Below are 18,343 nucleotides of genomic sequence, written 5' to 3'. Positions count from 1 at the left end.
GTTTCAGCCGGCTCGCCGGTAAAGCCGGCGCTGCAATTGCGCCCGCAGGCGGCTAACCACGGTTGCTCCGGCAACCTTGCGATTGGTCTCGGCGCGAAACTCGACCACCTCGCCGAAATCGACGTCGACATCGATCGCCTGCGCCTTCAGGACGCCGAGAAGATGCGGCACCAGTTCGACATCGCCCGGCCAGGCGGCGATCGGTCGATGGTAGCGACCCATCGGCATGCCGTAGATGCCGGTATAGGCGATCGACACCGGCTGGACGTAGACGACGCCGTCCGGCGCCGAGGCGACAGCTGCGGCGGCAGCGCCGAACAGCGACGACTTGACGTCGAGAAGACGGTTGCCGTCGGAGGTGGTGCCTTCCGGAAACAGGACGATGATCTCGCCGCCGGCAAGCCGGTCGGCGATCTCGTTGACCTGATCGCCGGTGCGGCGCTTCTGCTCACGAACGACGAACACCGACTTCTGCCATTTTGCGAGCAGCCCAAAGACCGGCCAGCCGGCCACTTCCGCCTTGGCGATGAAGGCGACGTCGGCGACTGCGCCGAGCACGAGGATATCCTTCCAGGAGGCGTGGTTCGCCGCCAGCATCAGCGGCCTGCGGGCCTCGATCCGTCCGTGTGTGCGGATCCGGATGCCGAGCATGTAGCAGGCGATGCGGTGCCACCAGCGCGGCAGACGACGGCGCAGCCGCCAGTCGAAGCGCAGGGCCAGCAGCTGGAACGGCAGAAGGACAAGCGTCACCACCGAGAGGATGATGACGATGAGGCCGATCCGCAGCCAGTTGATCACGTGTCGTCCTTGTCCAGCGGAATACCGTAAAGCTCCAGGCGGTGACCGACGAGACGAAAGCCATGCTCGCGGGCGATGCGCTCCTGCAGCGCCTCGATTTCAGCCGATCGGAATTCCACCACCGCGCCGGTCTTCACATCGATCATGTGGTCGTGATGCTCTTCCGGCACGGTCTCGTAGCGGGAACGGCCGTCGCGAAAATCGTGCTTCTCGATGATGCCGGCATCCTCGAACAGTTTTACCGTCCGGTAGACAGTGGAAATCGAGATGCGCGAATCGATCCGGGTGGAGCGGCGGTACAGCTCTTCGACGTCCGGATGATCGTCGCTGTCCTGCAGGATGCGGGCGATGACCCGGCGCTGCTCGGTCATCCGCATGCCGCGTTCCGCACACAGCTCCTCAAGGGATTTTGAAAGGTCCGTCATATCGTACCGGCCTTGCATTCTCGGTCGCTCATCCGAACGGACTAACGAAGATCGCGCCGCATGACAAGCGCCGCGGACCGCGTGCCATCGGCCGCCGCATAGTAGGCCGGTCGACGGGCAACCTGCTCGAAGCCCAGCCGCCGGTAAAGCCCGACGGCAGCAACATTGTTCTCCTCGACCTCGAGGAACATCGTCTCGACGCCGCGCACCGTGGCCTCGCGCAGGGCGGCCTGCATCAGGCGCCAGCCGAGGCCGCTGCGGCCGACCTTTTCGGCCACACCTATCGTCAGTATTTCTGCCTCACCGGCCGCTTCACGGGAGAGAGCGAAGCCGCCCAGCGGCCGACTGAAGAAGGCATTGGTCTGGAAGGCGCAGAAGCCGAAGACGCCCGGCTGCATCAAGAGACTGGCTATCTCGCCGTCGCCCCACTGCCGGGCGAAGCGCTGGCCGTGCAGATCCGAGACCGCGCGGCAATCGTCGAGCAGCATGGGAGCGATATCGAAGAAGGGTTTCCAGGTCAGATAGTCGTCGAACATTGCGAATCGTCAGGCACGGGCAAGAGCAAATCCGTCCTGGGGTTTAGCATCCGGACCGCGCAGGTAAAGCGGTTTCGGACGCGCCGCGCCGGCACCCGCCGCGGCTCCGATGCGGGCAACCATCGCGATGTCGAAGCGGTCCGGCTCCGTAGATCCCGGCTCGCCTTCCAGCAGTGCCGCAGCGCTGCCGACGACCCTCGCGCCAAGACGGTCCGCCGTGGATTTAAGGCTGTCGAGCGAGACGATCGCCGGATCTCCAAGCGGCCGCCCGTCGGCCGAGAAGGCCTGAACATAGATCTCGTCGCGCTTGGCATCCATGGCGGCGATGACGGGTGTCGATCCAGTCCGCACTTCGGCAAGAAATGTCCTCGCCATCGCCTCCAGCGTCGTCACGCCGACGGCCTCGACCCCGAGCGCCAGCGCAAGCCCGCGGGCGGCGGCAACGCCGACCCGGATGCCGGTGAAGGATCCAGGTCCGATGGTCACGGCGATCCGATTGATATCCTGCATGTCGAGGCGGGCCTGTGCCAGCACCTCGTCGATCATCGCCATCAACCGTTCGGCGTGACTCTTGCCGATCCGCTCCGTTGCCTGCGACAGGACTTCCGATCGGTCGGCGTCATAGACCGCGGCGGAACAATCCACCCCGGCCGTATCGATGGCGAGAAGCTTCATCGGCGATCAGAGAGCTTCGACGGCCTGGACTTCCGGAACGAAGTGCTTGAGCAGGTTCTGCACGCCGTGCTTCAGTGTCGCGGTCGAGGACGGGCAGCCGGAGCAGGCGCCCTTCATGTTGAGATAGACGGTGCCGTCGCGAAAACCCTTGAAGGTGATATCGCCGCCGTCCTGGGCAACCGCCGGGCGAACGCGCGTCTCCAGGAGCTCCTTGATGGTCGCGACGATGGTCTCGTCGCCGGTGGCGAAGAACTCGCCTTCCTCATCCGTGGCTTCCGCCATGCTGGCAGAACCGCCCATGACCGGCTGGCCGGACATGAAGTGCTCCATGATCGAGCCGAGGATGGCCGGCTTCAGGTGCTGCCATTCCTGGGCTTCCTTGGTCACCGTGACGAAATCGTAGCCGAAATAGACGGCCGTCACGCCGGGGATATCGAACAGGCGGGCGGCAAGCGGCGAAGCTTCCGCGTCGTCGGCATTGCGGAAATCCGCCGTTCCCTTTTCCATCACGACCTTGCCGGGCAGGAACTTCAGCGTTGCCGGATTGGGGGTGGATTCGGTCTGGATGAACATCACGGTGCTCCTCGGCAGCCAAGACGGCGCCAGTTTAGAATTCTTCCAAAGAAGATAGTCCGTATCAGGTTTTCTTTCAAGTGCGCCTTTGACACAGGAGGGTCAAGACCCTGTCAGCAGAGCGCATCGATTTCATCGTCGCTCAGCGTGTCGGGCAGGACGGTCACCGGGATCGGGAACGCGGTGCTGCGCGCGGCAAGCGAGGCGACCAAAGGTCCGGGGCCTTCCTTGGCCGAGGATCCGGCGGCAAGCACGAGGATTGCGATATCGCGGTCCTCCTCGATTGCGGCGTTGATCTGCTCGGAGGGGACGCCTTCGCGGATCACCACTTCCGGATCGATGCCGATCGTCTCGCGAACCTTCTGCGCCGCCTTGGCCATCACCGCCTCGGCTTCCTCGCGGGCTTCGGCGCGCATGATCTGCTCGACGCCCAGCCACTGCTGAAAATCGCCTTCCGGGATGACGAACAGCAGGACCAGGCCGCCATTGGTGTTCTGTGCCCGGCGGCCGGCATAATGAATGGCCTTTTCGCACTCCGGCGTGCCGTCGATGACGGCCATGAACTTGCGCCGGTGTCCTTCGAGCCTGGAAAGTCTTGTCGAAACCATGCTCGCCTCTCATTCCCGTCCACGTTCACGACCGAAGCAGTCGTGATGGCGAAATTATACGAACCGGCGAAAATGAAAACCCGCCGCAGAGACTGCGACGGGCATAGAATTTTACGGCAGTCACCGATCATCGACTTCCGGCTGGTGGTCAGCGACTAGCGCAGGAAGCCGATGATGTCGAAAACGTCGTCCATCACCGCCTGCGCCCGCGCGCCTGCCCGCTCCCCGCCGTCGCGCAGGATGGCGTCGATGTGGCTGGTATCGTCCATCAGCCGGCGCATTTCGGTGGTGATCGGTGCCAGCACGTGGACGGCGAGATCGGCAAGCGCCGGCTTGAACACCGAGAACTGCTGGCCGCCGAACTCCTTCAGAACGTCTTCCTTGGTGCGATCCGAGAGCGCTGCATAGATGCCGATCAGGTTGTCGGCTTCCGGCCGGCCCTTCAGGCCCTCCAGTTCCGACGGCAAGCCTTCCGGATCGGTCTTCGCCTTGCGGATCTTCTTCAGGATCTCGTCGGCATCGTCCATCAGGTTGATACGCGACAGGTCCGACGGATCGGACTTCGACATCTTCTTGGTGCCGTCGCGCAAGGACATGACGCGCGGCGCCGGACCATCGATCAGCGGCTCGACCAGCGGGAAGAAGCCGTGGATCGGCTCTTCGCCGACGACCATGTCGACACCCTTGCCGTTGGCGCGGATCTTCTCCTGGAAGTCGATGTTGAACTTCTGGGCAATGTCGCGGGCAAGCTCCAGATGCTGCTTCTGGTCATCGCCAACCGGCACATGGGTGGCACGGTAGACGAGGATGTCGGCGGCCATCAGGCTTGGATAGGCGAGCAGGCCGAGCGAGGCGTTCTCGCGGTCCTTGCCGGCCTTGTCCTTGAACTGCGTCATGCGGTTCATCCAGCCGATGCGGGCGACGCAGTTGAACACCCAGGCCAGTTCCGCATGCTGCGGAACGGCCGACTGGTTGAAGACGATATGCTTCACGGGGTCGATACCCGACGCGATGAAGGCGGCAGCGATTGAGCGGATCTGGCCGCGCAGGTCCTGATGCACGAGCTGGGCGGTGATGGCATGCAGGTCGACGACGCAGTAGATGCAGTCGTTGTTCTCCTGCAGCGCCACGAACTTGCGGATGGCGCCGAGATAATTGCCGAGATGCAGGTTGCCGGTTGGCTGAACGCCGGAGAAAACAAGCGGCTTGAAGCTGTTCATATCGTCCTCGATAGGCTGGTGGAGGGCCACAGGCTTTCGGAAACGGATCATCGGAAAGGGTGAAGGTCTTTCCGCGTTCCGCCCCTGAGGGCCATGGTACTAACGGCGCGCTTGAAGCACAGCGGATGGCCTGCGATCAAGAGGCAGTTTCGCCACGATGCTCGATCAGGTCCCAAAGGTTGCCATAGAGGTCGGAAAAGACCGCGACTGTGCCGTAGGGCTCGTGGCGAGGCTCCTCGATGAACGTGACGCCATTTGCCGTGAAGGCGGCATGGTCACGGGCAAAGTTGTCGGTGCTGAGGAAGAAACCGACGCGGCCTGCGGTCTGGTTGCCGATGGCGACATCCTCGACCGCGCCATCGGCACGCGCGAGCAGAAGGCCGGCGCCCTCTCCTCCCCGGGGCTTCACCACCAGCCAGCGTTTGCCCGCATCGTCGAGCCGCTGGTCGACAACACAGTCGAAGCCCAGGACGTCGCAATAGAACGCCTTGGCGCGGTCGTAGTCGTCGACGACAAGCGTGACGAGGAACAGGCTCGGCATGCGGCGGTTCTCCGAAAACAGTCACGCCCGGTGGAACCGGGCGTAACATGAAGGCGATCAATGGGTGAAGGCGGCAGCAATCAGGGCCTTCGTGTAATCCTGGGCAGGATCCTCGAAGATCTCTTCCGTCGGACCTTCCTCGACGATGCGACCGTTCTTCATCACCACGACATGATCGGAAATCGCCCGGATGACGGACAGATCGTGGCTGATGAAGACGTAGGACAGGCCGTGCTTCAGCTGCAAATCACGCAGCAGCTCGATCACCTGGCGCTGGACGGAGCGATCGAGCGCCGAGGTCGGTTCATCGAGAATGACGACCTTCGGCTTCAGGATCATCGACCGGGCAATGGCGATTCGCTGGCGCTGGCCGCCGGAGAACTCGTGCGGATAGCGGTTGCGTGCCTGAGGGTCTAGTCCGACCTCTTCGAGGGCCGCGATCGCCCGGCGATCGCGCTCTGCCTTCGACAATTCCGGCTCGTGGACGAAAAGGCCCTCGGTGATGATCTCGCCGACCGTCTGGCGTGGCGACAGCGAACCGTATGGGTCCTGGAAGACGAGCTGCATCTGCTTGCGGTACGGGCGCATCGCCCGGCGGTCGAGAAGCGAGATGTCGCTGGTGTCGAACCGGTAGCGACCGTCCGATTCGAGGAGCCGGAGCAGCGCCCGCCCGAGGGTGGACTTGCCCGAACCGGACTCGCCGACAATGCCGATGGTCTGGCCGCGCCGCAGCGTGACGTTGACGCTATCGACGGCGCGGAAGGTCTTCTTGCTCTTGAACAGGATCCCAGAGCCGATGTCGAAGTCGACGACCACGTTGCGGCCCTCAAGGATCACCGGCGCATCGGCCGCCGGCGGCGCCTTGGTGCCGCTCGGTTCGGCGGCCAGCAGCATCTTCGTGTAGTCTGCCTGCGGGCGCTCGAAGATGTCGTCGCGGCTTCCCTGCTCGACGATCTCGCCGCGGCGCATGACGGCGACCCGGTCGGCGACGTGCTTCACGACGCCGAGATCGTGGGTGATCAGGATGATCGCCATGCCGAACCGCTTCTGCAGGTCGGCGAGCAGGTCGAGGATCTGCGCCTGGATCGTCACGTCGAGCGCCGTCGTCGGCTCGTCGGCGATCAGCAGATCCGGCTCGTTGGCAAGCGCCATGGCGATCATCACGCGCTGGCGCTGGCCGCCCGACATCTCGTGCGGATAGCTGTCGATGCGCCGTTCCGGCTCGGGAATGCCGACGAGCTTCAACAGCTCGAGGACCCGGGCGCGAGCGGCCGACTTGCCCAGGCCCCGATGGTAGATCAGCGGTTCGGCGATCTGCTTGCCGATCGTGTAGAGCGGATCGAGCGAGGTCATCGGCTCCTGGAAGATCATGGTGATCTTCGAGCCGCGCACCGTGTTCAGCTTGCCGATGCTGGCGCCGACCAGTTCCGTCTCGCCGTAGCGGGCCGAACCCGAAACACGGCCGTTGGAGGCGAGCAGGCCCATGATCGCCATCATCGTCTGGCTCTTGCCGGACCCGCTTTCGCCGACGATGGCAAGTGTTTCACCCTTCCTCACGGAAAAGCTGGTGCCCTTCACCGCATTCACCTCGCCGTCGGGCGTGGTGAAGTCGACCTTCAGGTTGCTGACCGAAAGAACGGTCGGGTTGGTGTCAATGGTATCCATGCTCAGCGATCCTTGGGATCAAGCGCGTCGCGCAGGCCGTCGCCGACAAAGTTCAGCGAGAACAGCGTGGCGACGAAGAAGATGGCCGGGAAGATCAGCAGCCAGGGCGCGTTCTGCATGTTGGCGGCACCTTCGGAAATCAGCGATCCCCAGCTGGCAAGCGGCGCCTGGACGCCGAGGCCGAGGAAGGAGAGGAAGCTTTCCGTCAGGATGACATGCGGGACGACGACCGTGACGAAGACGATGACCGGGCCGATGGTGTTGGGGATGATGTGGCGGCGGATGATCTGCCAGTCGCTCATGCCGAGCGCCTGGGCGGCACCGACGAATTCCCGCCGCTTGAGCGAAAGCGTCTGACCGCGCACGATACGGGCCATTTCCAGCCATTGCACCGCCCCGATGACGACGAAGATCAGCACGATGGAGCGGCCGAAGAACACCACCATGACGACGACGAGGAAGACGAAGGGAAGCGAATAGAGGATCTCGACGATGCGCATCATGACGTTGTCGACACGCCCGCCGAGATAGCCGGAGGTGGCGCCGTAGATGACGCCGATGCCGAGCGAGACGAGCGATGCAGCGATGCCCACCGCTATCGAGATCTGGCCGCCGAGCATCACCCGCACCAGCAGGTCGCGACCGTTGCTGTCGGTGCCGAAGGGGAAATATTCCTGCGCGACATTACCGGTCAGCACCATCGAAAGCTGGTCGGGCGCGGTCTCCTTGACCGCCGTGTTGCGGAACTCGTTGACGCGGTCGAAATAGCGCACCGTGCGCTCGTCGATCGGCCGGGGGGAACTGATCCGGGCTGTGAACGTGCCGTCTTCGACAACGAAGCTGTCGAGGGTGAGCCGCGCACGCTTGGCGGCGGCTCCAGCCACGTCTTCCAGCGTTTCCGGATCGGGCCGCGGCGTCAGGCTTGGCGGCACGGAGACGTAGGAGGAGAAGACCTGGTCGTAGGCATGCGGCGAAAAGAACGGCCCGGCAAACGAGAACAGGGCGATCAGGATCAGCATCAGACAGCCGCCCATGGCGGCCCTGTTGCGGCGGAAGCGCCGCCAGGCGAGCTGGCCAAGGCTGCGTCCGACGACGGCCTTCGGCACGTCGACGGCTTCGGTGGTGGTCTCAGTCATGGCGGACCCTCGGGTCGAGCAGGCCATAGGCGATGTCGACGAGCAGGTTGAAAACGATGACGAACACGGCGACCAGCACGACCGTCGCCATGACGAGCGGGTAGTCGCGGTTGAGCGCGCCGAGGACGAAGAAACGTCCAACGCCGGGAATGGTGAAGATGCTTTCGACGACGGCCGAACCTGTCAGCAGCGCGGCGGCAGCCGGCGCCAGGTAGGAGACGACAGGCAGCATGGCGCCACGCAGTGCATGGGTGAACACCACGACGCGCGACGGCAAGCCATAGGCGCGAACGGTGCGGATATGGTCGGTGTGCAGCGCCTCGATCATCGAGCCGCGCGTCAGGCGGGCGAAGACGGCCAGCTGCGGCAGTGCCAGGACGGTGATCGGCAGCACGAGATAATAGGGTGAACCGTTGCCCCAGCCGCCGGCCGGCAGCCAGGCGAGGATGAGCGCGAAGATCAGCGTCAGCACCGGTCCCATGACGAAATTGGGGATCGTCATGCCGATGGTGGCGAAGGTCATCAACGCGAAATCGATCGCGCCATTCTGACGCAGGGCCGCGATGGTGCCGAGAATGACACCACCGACCAGAGCCAGCCCGAGGGCTATCGACCCTACCTGGATCGAATAGGGCAGCGCCTGGGCGATCAGCTCGGCAACCGTGTTGTCCTTGTAGATGAAGCTCGGTCCGAAATCGCCGCGAAGGGCGTTGCCGATATAGGTGATGTACTGCTTCCAAAGCGGCTGATCGAACTGGTAGGTCTTGGCCAGCAGCTCCATCGTCTGCGGCGGCAACGGTCTTTCAAGATCGAAAGGACCGCCCGGTGCGACGCGCATCAGGAAGAAAGAAATGGTGATGACGACGAACAACGTCGGAATGGCGCTCATCAGCCGCCGGAAGATGAAGTTCAACATGCCCTGATAACGAACGCGCGACGGAATACCTTCTCCCGCCGCGCGTCCGTCTCCTGTTCTCGGTTATTCGGAAACGCTGAGGAACTTCGAAAGGTGCTCGTTGACGGCGTTATCCTGCCAGCCCTTGACCTTCTTCGACACCAGCCACAGGTCGGCCGACACCATCAGCGGCGCCACCGGCTGTTCCTTCATCAGGATTTCCTCGGCCTGGTGCATGATCTCCATGCGCTTGGCCACGTCCATCTCTTCGTACGAAGCCTTCACCAGCTTGTCGTAATCCGGGTTGTTGTAGTGGCTGTAGTTGAACGCCTTGTTGTCGCTCAGCGCCAGAGCCAGGAAGTTCTCCGGGTCGGCATAGTCGGCAGACCAGCCGGCGCGGGCGACGTTGAACTTGCCGCCTTCCTTCAGGTACGAGTAGTGCGAAGCAACATCGAGGTTGACCAGCGAGACGTTGGCACCCAGTGCCGTCTTCCACATGTCGGCGATCGCGGTTGCGACGCGTTCGTGGTTGGTGTTGGTGTTGTAGCGGATCTCGATGTTGAGCGGCTTGCCGCCCTCGCCGTAGCCGGCTTCCTTGATCAGCTTGACGGCTTCGTCTTCGCGATCGATCTGCGACATGTCGGCGAATGTGGTCATTGCCGGCTTCTCATAGCCTTCCATGCCCGGCGGCACGAAAGCATAGGCCGGCAGCTGGGCGCCGGAGTAGATTTCCTGCGAGAGGAAGTCGCGGTCGACGGCCATCGACAGGGCCTGGCGGACGCGCACGTCGTCATACGGCGGCTGCCGCATGTCGAAGGCGTAGTAGTAGGTGGCAAGCGCCGGGCTGACACGCACCTGCTCGGCGTATTTTTCCTTGAGGCGCTTCAGCTGGTCGGCTGAAAAGTTGTAGGTGACATCCAATTCGCCGGCCTCGAAGCGACGGACAGCCGCTGCGTCGTCCTCGATCGGGTAGAAGACGACCTTGTCGATCTTGACGTTCTGGGCGTCCCAGTAGTTCTCGTTCTTGACGGCGGTCAGGCTGTCGTTCGGCACATGCGCCTGCAGCTTGAAGGCACCGTTCGACACCATGTTGCCAGGCTTGACGAACTGCTCGCCGAACTTCTCGTAGTTGGCCTGGCTGATCGGCAGCGCGGTGTAGTGCGCCAGCAGCTGCAGGAAGTACGGGGTCGGGCGCTCCAGGGTGATCTCGAGCGTCTTGTCGCCGGTTGCCTTGACGCCCAACTGGTCGAGCGGCAGTTCGCCCTTGTTGACCTTCTCGGCATTCTTGATCGGGTAGAGGAGATTGGCGTATTCGCCGGCCGTCTTCGGATCTTCGATGCGGCGCATGGCGAACTGGAAGTCGCTGGCCTTGACCGGCGAACCGTCGGACCACTTGGCGTCGTCGCGGATCTTGAACGAGTAGACGGTGCCGTCATCGGAAACCGTCCAGCTTTCCGCGGCGCCGGGCAGGATCTTGCCGTCGGGACCGTGGATGGTCAGGCCTTCGAACAGGTCGTAGATGACGAAGCCTTCGATGTTGATCGAGATGTGCGCGTAGTCGAGCGACTTCGGCTCGCCGCTGTTGCCGCGATGCAGGACGACTTCGGCAAATGCGTTGCCGGCGCCGAACAACAGCGAACCGACCAGCACCGTGGTCGCCAGTTTGTGTTTGATGAAGGCCATTGGGTTCTCCTTTTCCCCGGATTGTTATGGGTATGCGCAAAGTAGAAATGCGAATCCTGATCGGAAAACAATAGGACCGCCGCCAATTTCGCTAGGCCTCGCCGGTTTTCAACCGGCCATTGCGCCCGAACCTCCCGTCCCGCGCCGCCGAGGCCTTGCCTGCCGCAGGCTCTCGTGCCCTGGCCCCCGCCGTAATATCCACGATCATGGCAAAAGTTAATGCTAATTAACGATAAAGGCCGCATTTATCGCTAGTTTGAGCAATTTCGTCCTTATTGGCGTCACTTTCTGGAACGAAATGCTCCGTCAGTTCCATTCGGGCTTACCCGACGGATTTTCACAATTGACGGAGATCTAATGCGCACCCTGTTTTGCGTCGCATTGGCCACCCTGATGGCCTGCTCGTCGGCCCTGGCGGACGACACCAACACAACGAAAAAACGGCGCGGCAACCTGTTCAAGCACGACTACAGTGCCGCCTATACCGTCCAGCGCGTCAGCGTCCGCACGGGCTGCTTCCCCGAAAAGCTGGAAGCGATCCTGGCGCATATCGCCGGCAAGACCGGCCGCAAGCCGATCGTCACCTCCGGCCATCGGCCGCGCTCCGGAACCTCGCAGCACAGCAACTGCCTGGCGGCAGACATCCGCGTGCCCGGCGTTTCCGACCGCACCGTCGTCGCGGCGGCCAGCACCGCGCCCGGGATCGGCGGCATCGGCCGCTACTGCAACGGCATCATCCATGTGGATGTCGGGCCGAAGCGCCGCTGGGTCTACTGCTAGAACAGAGACCGGCGCGGACGCCTCAGGCGCCAGGCTTGCGCCTGCGCTTCAGGTTGCGGCGGATCATCCCGAGATCGGCACCACCGATCAGGAAGGCGCAGCCGAAATAGACGATCATGGCGATCCCGATCAGGACGAGCAGCGCCGCCACCTGCTCCAGCAGCCCTGTTCCGGGCGACAGATACGGACTGGCGTGACCGAGCGCATAGGTCAGAGCGGCACACATGATCGCCGTCGATACGAGCAGCATCAGCGTGCGACGCGCCAGCGCCCACTCCCATTCGAGATGGCCGCGCCGCACCAGCGTCGCAAACAGCAGCACGGTGTTGATCCAGCCGGCCGTTGCCTCCGCCGTGGCAATGCCGCGCTCGGCGATCAGTGGGAAGAGGCTGATGGCCAGCGCCGAATTGACGATCACAGAGACTATGGTGAACCGCATCGGCGTGCGGGTATCCTCGCGGGCGTAGAAGCCCGGCTGCAGCGCCTTGATCATCACGAAGCCCGGCAGTCCGAGCCCGTAGATGGCAAGGATCGAGGCAACGACCGCCGTATTCTCCGCCGAAAAGGCGCCGCGCTCGTAAAGCACGCGAATGATGGCGTCCGAAAGCACCCAGAGCCCGCCGGCGGCCGGCAGCGTCAGGAACAGCACGAATTCCAGCGACCGGTTCTGGATGCCCGCCGCTTCCTTCATGTGGCCGGATTTGAGCGCTCGCGCCAGTTCCGGCAGCAGCACCACGCTGACGGCCACACCGACCACGCCAAGCGGCAGCTGGTAGATACGGTCGGCATATTGCAGCGCGGCAATTGCGCCTTCCTTGCCCGATGCGATGGCCTGGCCGATGATCTGATTGATCTGGGTGATGCCGCCGGTCACCGCCGCCGGCACTGCCAGGATCAGCAGGCGTTTGACGTTGGGCGTCATGCGCGGCATGCGAAAACCGATGCTGATGCCGGCGTGGCGCACGCCGATATAGACCACGGCCAGCTGCAGGACGCCCGCCACCAGCACGCCCCAGGACAGGTACCAGGCGGTGGTGAGCGGATCGGCTCCGTTCCAGAGGGCGTAGAACAGCACGCCGATCATCACCAGGTTGAGGAAGATCGGTGCCACCGCCGCCGCGAAGAAATGATGCAGCGAGTTCAGCATACCGCTCATCATGGCCGTCAGCGACATGCACATGAGATACGGGAACATGATCGCAGCCAGGCGGATGGTGAGCGCGGTCTTTTCCGGATCGTCGGCGAAGCCCGGCGCGATGATGAAGCGCACCAGGAGCGGCATCGCCAGCTCCATCGCGATGGTAATCACCAGCAGCGCCGAAAACAGGACGCCGAACACTTCCTCCGAAAAGCGCTTGGCGCCGTCGACCCCGTTCGCCTCGATCTCCTTGGAAAACAGCGGCACGAAGGCGGCGTTGAAGGCACCCTCGGCAAATAGCCGACGGAAGAGATTGGGGAAGCGGAAGGCGGCATAGAAGACGTCGGCCATCGGGCCGGTGCCGAGGGCGGCGGCCATCAGCGTCTCGCGGGCAAAGCCGAACAGCCGGCTGCCGAGCGTCGCGCCGCCAACGGTTGCGAATTTCTTGACGAGGCTCATGCGTCTGCCCTGGATTTGCGCGGCCCGTTGTCACGGGCGACGGCTGCCGGATCGGGCGCGATGATGCCGGACGGCATGCCGCGGCGCAGCTCATCCTCCTGCTCCGACAACACCTGCCGCAGGCGCTGGACGATCGTGCCCTGGCGGTTCTCGTTGGTCACCTTCTGACCGACAAGATCGGTGACGTAGAAGGTATCAATGACCTTTTCGCCGAAGGTGGTGATGCGCGCCGAGTGGATGTCGAGCGACAGGTCAGCCAGAACTACGGTCATATCGGCGAGCAGGCCGGTGCGATCCAGCCCCTCGACCTCGATCACCGTGAACTTGTTGGAGAGCGTGTTGGAGATCGTCACCGACGGGTGGACGGTAAAGGTCTTGTTGCGCTTCTTTGACTTGGCGCGTGTGGCAATGACTTCCGGCAGCCGCTTCTTGCCCGACAGCACGTCCTCGATCATCCGACCAACGTTCGCTGCCCGCCGCAGCTCGTCCTCGTCGTCCTGGAACTCGCGGTTGATCAGGATCGTGTCCAGCGCCCGGCCGTCGGAGGTGGTGTAGATCTGCGCGTCGGCGATGTTGGCACCGGCAGCAGCACATGCGCCGGCGATGATCGACAGCAGCCGCGGATGGTCGGGTGCGAGAACGGTGATCTCGGTGATGGCGCGGAAACTGTCGGTCCGCACCATTGTCGACAGAGGATGGCCGGCACTGTCCGACTGACGGATGAACTGCGCATGCCGGACCTGGTCGTCAAGCGCCACGGCCAGCAGGTAGGGCTGATAGTGCAGCTGGGAATAGGTTTTGGCATCCTCCGCGCTCCAGCCGGACAACGCATGGGCAAGCGCTTCCTCGGCGTCCCGGGCGCGCTCCTTGCGCGACACTTCGGAAAAACCACCCGACAGCAGCAGTTCCGTCTCGTAGTAGAGCGTCCGCAGCAGCTGTCCCTTCCAGCCGTTCCAGACCCCAGGGCCGACGGCCCGGATGTCGCAGATCGTCAGGATCAGCAGCATCTTCAGCCGGTCGAGCGACTGGACGATCTCGGCGAAGTCGGTGATCGTCTTGCGGTCGTGCAGGTCGCGTGTCTGGGCAACCATCGACATGGCCAGATGCTGCTCGATCAGCCAGGCGACGAGTTCCGTCTGCTTCGGCTTCAGGCCAAACCGCGGGCAGAGCTTGCGTGCGACGCGGGCACCGGCAACGGAGTGGTCTTCCTGCCGACCCTTTGCGACATCGTGCAGCAGCACGGCGACATACAGCGCCTCGCGCTCCTCGATATGCGGCATCAGCTTGTTGGCGAGCGGATGCTCATCGGCGAACAGGCCCTTGTCGATATGCGACAGCCCTTCGATGGCGCGGATCAGGTGCTCGTCGACGGTGTAGTGGTGATACATGCTGAACTGCATCATCGCGACGATCTTGCCGAATTCCGGAATGAACCGGCCGAGCACGCCCGCCTCGTTCATGCGCCGCAGCGTCAGCGCCGGCTCAAGCCGCGAGGTGAGGATGGAGAGGAACACCCGGTTGGCCTCGGCATCCTCCCGCAACGCATCGTTGATCAGGTGCAGGCTGCGGGCGATCGCCTTCAGCGCATCGGGATGGTATTCGAGGCCGTGCAGATCGGCGACGTGGAAGAGCCGGATGATGCCCGCTGGATCGCGCTTGAAGACCTCGGGATCGGCCAGCGCAATGCGCCCCTGGTCCTCGACGAAATCCGCACTGCCGGGAATTTTGCGGACCCTGCGGCGGAAGCGGGTGATGACGCCGGTGATGCCGGGCGCCGGCTTTGCCTGCTCTTCTTCCAGAGCGGCGCAGAGGATGCGGGTGAGGTCGCCGACATCCTTGGTCACCAGGAAATAATGCTTCATGAAGCGCTCGACCGCCGACAAGGTCTGCCGGTTGCGATAGCCGAGGCTTTCGGCGATCTCGCGCTGGATGTCGAAGGACAGGCGCTCCTCGGCCTTGCCGGTAAGGAAGTGCATCTGGCAGCGCACCGCCCAGAGAAAGTCCTCGGCCTTCTGGAACAGCCGCCACTCCTGGCGCGACAGCACGCCGAGCTTGACCAGTTCGGCCGGCTCGCGCACCCGGTAGTGATACTTGGTGATCCAGAACAGCGTCTGGATGTCACGCAGGCCGCCCTTGCCTTCCTTGACGTTCGGCTCGACCAGATAGCGGGTATCGCCGGCCTTCTGGTGGCGCTGGTCACGTTCGGCAAGCTTCGCGGCAATGAAGTCCGGGCCGCTGCTGCTGACGATCTCCTGGTCAAAGCGCTTCTGCAACTCGTCTGCCAGACCCTGCTCGCCGCACAGGTAGCGGGTTTCGAGGATCGCGGTGCGGATCGTCATGTCCTGTTTCGACAGGGCAATGCATTCTTCGACGGTGCGCGTCGCGTGGCCGACCTTGAAGCCGAGGTCCCACAGCACGTAGAGCAGAAACTCGACGGCCCGGCGCATTTCCTCGGTGTTCTTCGACGGCAGCAGGAAGAGCAGGTCGATGTCGGAACCCGGTGCAAGCGTGCCGCGGCCGTAGCCGCCGACGGCCGTCACGGTGACGAAGGGTGCGGCGCTTCGGTAGAGGTGCTTCGCTACGGTCTCGTAGATGACGCAGATCAGCAGGTCCTGCACCCAGGAAATCCGCTCGGCGCAATTGAGGCCGCTGCCGTCCCTGTCGAGCAGCAGCCGGGCCTTCTCGCGGCCTTCGTTGCTGGCCCGGCGCAGAACCGGAAGCAACGCTGCCCGTATCTCGAGGATCTTGCCGGAGCCGTTGCCGACGATGGCCTCGCATTCCTCGCGCAATTGCGCCGCATCCAGAAGTTCGGAGAAGTCGATTTCTTGTCTTGCCATGTCATCCTGCCGGTGCCATCCGGCGCTATACCCTGTTCCCAGCACTTTTGCATGAGGGAATTCGCCGAAGACGGCCCGAATCCGAACATTGCCGCCATCGGATTTCCATCCGGTTTCCGGATCGGCCCGGCTCCCTATCAGAGATCAGGTTTTGCGAGCCTTGGTTTCTCATGCGTTATCGATCATGCCGACCGATGGCTCTGGCGCCACTGCGAGGGACTGGTGCCGGCGACGCGGCGAAACTCGCGGTTGAAGTTGGATTTCGTGGCGAAGCCTACGGAAAACATGATGTCCGTCACGCCACGGTCGGTCTCCGCCAGCAGCCGGCATGCCTCGCGGATCCGCCGGGCGTTGACGAATTGCGAGACGTTGAGGCCCGTCACCCGGTTGATCACCGCCGATACGTCGCGTGCCGGCAGGCCTGCCTTGCGCGCCAGCCGGGCGAGGCTGAGGTTCTCGTCGCAGAAGAGTTCACCGGCATCCAACGCTGCTTCGATCTTCACGAGCAGCGCTCGATCGGCGGCATTCGGCAGAGCGGCGGCACGCGTCGCGGCGGGTGCCGGCGCGGCGCTCGGCTCAGGCAGGAAATAATAGATCAGCACCGCGGCGATGGCTGCGATGTTCATCAGGCTGACGGCAAGCGGAACCGTCTGGCGCCCATATGTAGTTGCCATCAGCGCGACGATGGTATCGGTCGCGGCAAAAAAGAACATCAGCCCCGCCGTCAGTCGCGCGGCGCGTAAGGCGGGCACCGCCCGGTGGAGAGACGCTTCGGCCACCGCTTCCGGATCCCTGACCGTCAGGCGGTAGAGGAGCACCCCGTAGACGGCAAACATCAGCACCAGCAGCGGATCGACAAGCGGCGGAAAGACGATGACGGCCGCCACCACCATGATTGGCCCGATGAGATGCCGCCCGGGTATGGCGACCGGCGCTGCGGCAAGGGAGCGAAAGGCAAGGTAGGCGAGCGGCGGCATCAGCGAGGCTGTCGCCGGCTGGACGGTCGCCAGTGTCTCGATTCCGTAGCCGAAGCGCAGGCCGACCAGCATGCCTTGCAGCGCGTAGGCGGCCAGGAAAACCAGGAAGTACCGGCGCGGACCGGGCGTCTCGACACCCCGCAGGGTGCGGTAGAGCGTCAGCGCAAAGACCAGACCGGAAATGAATGGCAGGGGAACGGACAGCAAGACGGCGCCTCGTTTGGCCTTAGACGTGATCAAGGAGGCCTTTAACATGTTCAAGGTCGATCCGCAGCGCGGGACGTGAACTTTGTCGGGTGCCACCAACCGACAGGAGCTCCCGTCATGCCTTCCTTCTGCTTGCCTCTCATGCCCTTGCTACTGCCCTTTTGCATCGCCTCGGCCACCGTCGCGCCCCTCCCCGCATCCGCATTCGAAGCCGGTACGCGGTGGCTGTCGCTCCAGCCACCCCATCGCGCGGAGCGCGAAACCGTGCTCCTGACCTATCCCGCCAAGTCCGACGGCGATGCCTACACGCTGGGAGCCGACGCGCTTTGGCAGGGCGTGCCGGCACGCCGCAACGCGACGCCGGTTGCCGAGAAATTCCCGCTGGTGATCCTCAGCCACGGATCCGGCGGCAATGCTTCAGCGCTCGGCTGGTTGTCGACCGAACTTGCCCGCCACGGCTTCATTGTCGCGGCGCCGAACCACCTGCATTCGACATCCGGCGATTCCATCCCCGTCGAGAGCTTCAAGCTCTGGGAACGCCCGCAGGACATTTCGTCTCTCATCGACCGGCTGACGAGCGACCCGCAGTGGTCGGGTCTCGTCGATCAGGATCGCATCGGCGCCATCGGCTTTTCGCTTGGCGGCACCAGCGTCATGCTGTCGGCCGGAGCCCGGGCCTCGCTCGACGCATTCGATGAGTACTGCGCCGGATCCGACGGCAAGGATGCCGGCTGCAACTGGTTTCAGCACGGAGGTGTCGACTTCTCGAAGGTCGACCGCGAGGCCTTTGAAGGGTCCTACGCCGACCCCCGCCTCAAGGCGGTCGTCGCGGTTGATCCCGGCCTCGCCATGGCCTACCAGCCGGAGAGCCTGAAGACGATGGCGATACCGGTCAAGCTGATCAACCTCGGTGACGGCGACGCGATCATGCCGGGCGTGCGCGCGCAGACGCTGGCAAAGGCCATTGCGGCTGCCCAGTACGCCGCTGTGCCGGGTGCCGTGCATTTTACCTTCCTCGGCGTCTGCAACCCGGATGGCGCAGCGGTCCTGAAGCGCTACGGCGAGGAGGACCCGATCTGCACGGACGGCGGCGATATCCCGCGCGAAGAGCTGCACAAGCAGATCTTCTTCCAGATCGCGGCGTTCCTGAGGAAGGCGCTTGCGGAGCGGTAGGGGCTCCGCCTTCTCCC

General features: G+C 63.7%; 17 protein-coding genes. 2 read left to right on the top strand and 15 right to left on the bottom strand.

The genetic code is table 11. The features are described 5' to 3' along the window. Positions 1-3: 3 nt before the first annotated feature. From olsA to ACR65N_RS17325, 12 genes are all read right to left on the bottom strand, one after another. Positions 4-798 (bottom strand): lyso-ornithine lipid O-acyltransferase, encoded by a 795-nt coding sequence (gene olsA, locus ACR65N_RS17380; protein ID WP_440458019.1) that lies wholly within the window; start codon positions 796-798, stop codon positions 4-6. Continuing rightward, positions 795-1,223, bottom strand: a complete 429-nt coding sequence (locus ACR65N_RS17375) for a Fur family transcriptional regulator (RefSeq protein WP_430306112.1) — start codon at positions 1,221-1,223, stop codon at positions 795-797. The genes olsA and ACR65N_RS17375 overlap by 4 nt, the downstream gene beginning before the upstream one ends. 41 nt (positions 1,224-1,264) lie before the next feature. After that, positions 1,265-1,759 (bottom strand): GNAT family N-acetyltransferase, encoded by a 495-nt coding sequence (locus ACR65N_RS17370; protein ID WP_440458018.1) that lies wholly within the window; start codon positions 1,757-1,759, stop codon positions 1,265-1,267. A 9-nt stretch (positions 1,760-1,768) separates the two neighbouring features. After that, positions 1,769-2,434: a tRNA (adenosine(37)-N6)-threonylcarbamoyltransferase complex dimerization subunit type 1 TsaB gene (tsaB, locus tag ACR65N_RS17365; protein ID WP_440458017.1), complete on the bottom strand. Its 666-nt coding sequence runs from the start codon at positions 2,432-2,434 to the stop codon at positions 1,769-1,771. A gap of 6 nt (positions 2,435-2,440) precedes the next feature. Then, complete coding sequence (locus tag ACR65N_RS17360) at positions 2,441-3,007, bottom strand: NifU family protein (protein WP_430306115.1); 567 nt, start codon at positions 3,005-3,007, stop codon at positions 2,441-2,443. A gap of 113 nt (positions 3,008-3,120) precedes the next feature. Then, on the bottom strand, positions 3,121-3,615 hold the full coding sequence (locus tag ACR65N_RS17355; protein ID WP_430306116.1) for a universal stress protein: 495 nt from the start codon (positions 3,613-3,615) through the stop codon (positions 3,121-3,123). Between the two features lie 155 nt (positions 3,616-3,770). Continuing rightward, complete coding sequence (gene trpS / locus ACR65N_RS17350) at positions 3,771-4,835, bottom strand: tryptophan--tRNA ligase (RefSeq protein ID WP_440458016.1); 1,065 nt, start codon at positions 4,833-4,835, stop codon at positions 3,771-3,773. A gap of 136 nt (positions 4,836-4,971) precedes the next feature. Beyond that, complete coding sequence (locus ACR65N_RS17345; RefSeq protein ID WP_440458015.1) at positions 4,972-5,376, bottom strand: VOC family protein; 405 nt, start codon at positions 5,374-5,376, stop codon at positions 4,972-4,974. A 57-nt stretch (positions 5,377-5,433) separates the two neighbouring features. Then, positions 5,434-7,041 carry an ABC transporter ATP-binding protein gene (locus ACR65N_RS17340; protein ID WP_440458014.1) on the bottom strand — a complete coding sequence of 536 codons (1,608 nt, stop codon included), beginning with the start codon at positions 7,039-7,041 and terminating at the stop codon, positions 5,434-5,436. A gap of 2 nt (positions 7,042-7,043) precedes the next feature. After that, positions 7,044-8,177, bottom strand: a complete 1,134-nt coding sequence (locus ACR65N_RS17335; protein ID WP_440458013.1) for an ABC transporter permease — start codon at positions 8,175-8,177, stop codon at positions 7,044-7,046. Then, positions 8,170-9,093, bottom strand: a complete 924-nt coding sequence (locus tag ACR65N_RS17330) for an ABC transporter permease subunit (RefSeq protein ID WP_440458012.1) — start codon at positions 9,091-9,093, stop codon at positions 8,170-8,172. The genes ACR65N_RS17335 and ACR65N_RS17330 overlap by 8 nt, the downstream gene beginning before the upstream one ends. A gap of 63 nt (positions 9,094-9,156) precedes the next feature. After that, complete coding sequence (locus tag ACR65N_RS17325) at positions 9,157-10,755, bottom strand: peptide ABC transporter substrate-binding protein (RefSeq protein WP_430306122.1); 1,599 nt, start codon at positions 10,753-10,755, stop codon at positions 9,157-9,159. A 357-nt stretch (positions 10,756-11,112) separates the two neighbouring features. Between ACR65N_RS17325 and ACR65N_RS17320 the strand changes: the two genes are divergently transcribed. Then, positions 11,113-11,535, top strand: coding sequence for a YcbK family protein (locus ACR65N_RS17320; RefSeq protein WP_430306123.1), 423 nt, complete (start codon positions 11,113-11,115; stop codon positions 11,533-11,535). Between the two features lie 22 nt (positions 11,536-11,557). Here the strand turns inward: ACR65N_RS17320 and murJ are convergent, their stop codons facing one another. From murJ to ACR65N_RS17305, 3 genes are all read right to left on the bottom strand, one after another. After that, on the bottom strand, positions 11,558-13,132 hold the full coding sequence (gene murJ, locus ACR65N_RS17315; protein WP_440458011.1) for a murein biosynthesis integral membrane protein MurJ: 1,575 nt from the start codon (positions 13,130-13,132) through the stop codon (positions 11,558-11,560). Beyond that, positions 13,129-15,969 (bottom strand): [protein-PII] uridylyltransferase, encoded by a 2,841-nt coding sequence (locus tag ACR65N_RS17310; protein WP_440458010.1) that lies wholly within the window; start codon positions 15,967-15,969, stop codon positions 13,129-13,131. The genes murJ and ACR65N_RS17310 overlap by 4 nt, the downstream gene beginning before the upstream one ends. 182 nt (positions 15,970-16,151) lie before the next feature. Further along, the gene (locus ACR65N_RS17305; RefSeq protein ID WP_440458009.1) at positions 16,152-17,153 is read right to left on the bottom strand and encodes a helix-turn-helix domain-containing protein; all 1,002 of its coding nucleotides are present in this window, start codon (positions 17,151-17,153) and stop codon (positions 16,152-16,154) included. A gap of 264 nt (positions 17,154-17,417) precedes the next feature. Here ACR65N_RS17305 and ACR65N_RS17300 point away from each other — a divergent pair, with 264 nt between their 5' ends. After that, a complete protein-coding gene (locus ACR65N_RS17300) occupies positions 17,418-18,326 on the top strand; it encodes an alpha/beta hydrolase family protein (protein WP_440458008.1) in 909 nt (302 codons plus the stop codon). Positions 18,327-18,343: the final 17 nt, after the last annotated feature.

The sequence above is a fragment of the Rhizobium sp. SAFR-030 genome (assembly GCF_059415005.1).
Note: the sequence above shows the minus strand (reverse complement) of the source record. Positions and strands in the feature narration are given on the sequence as shown.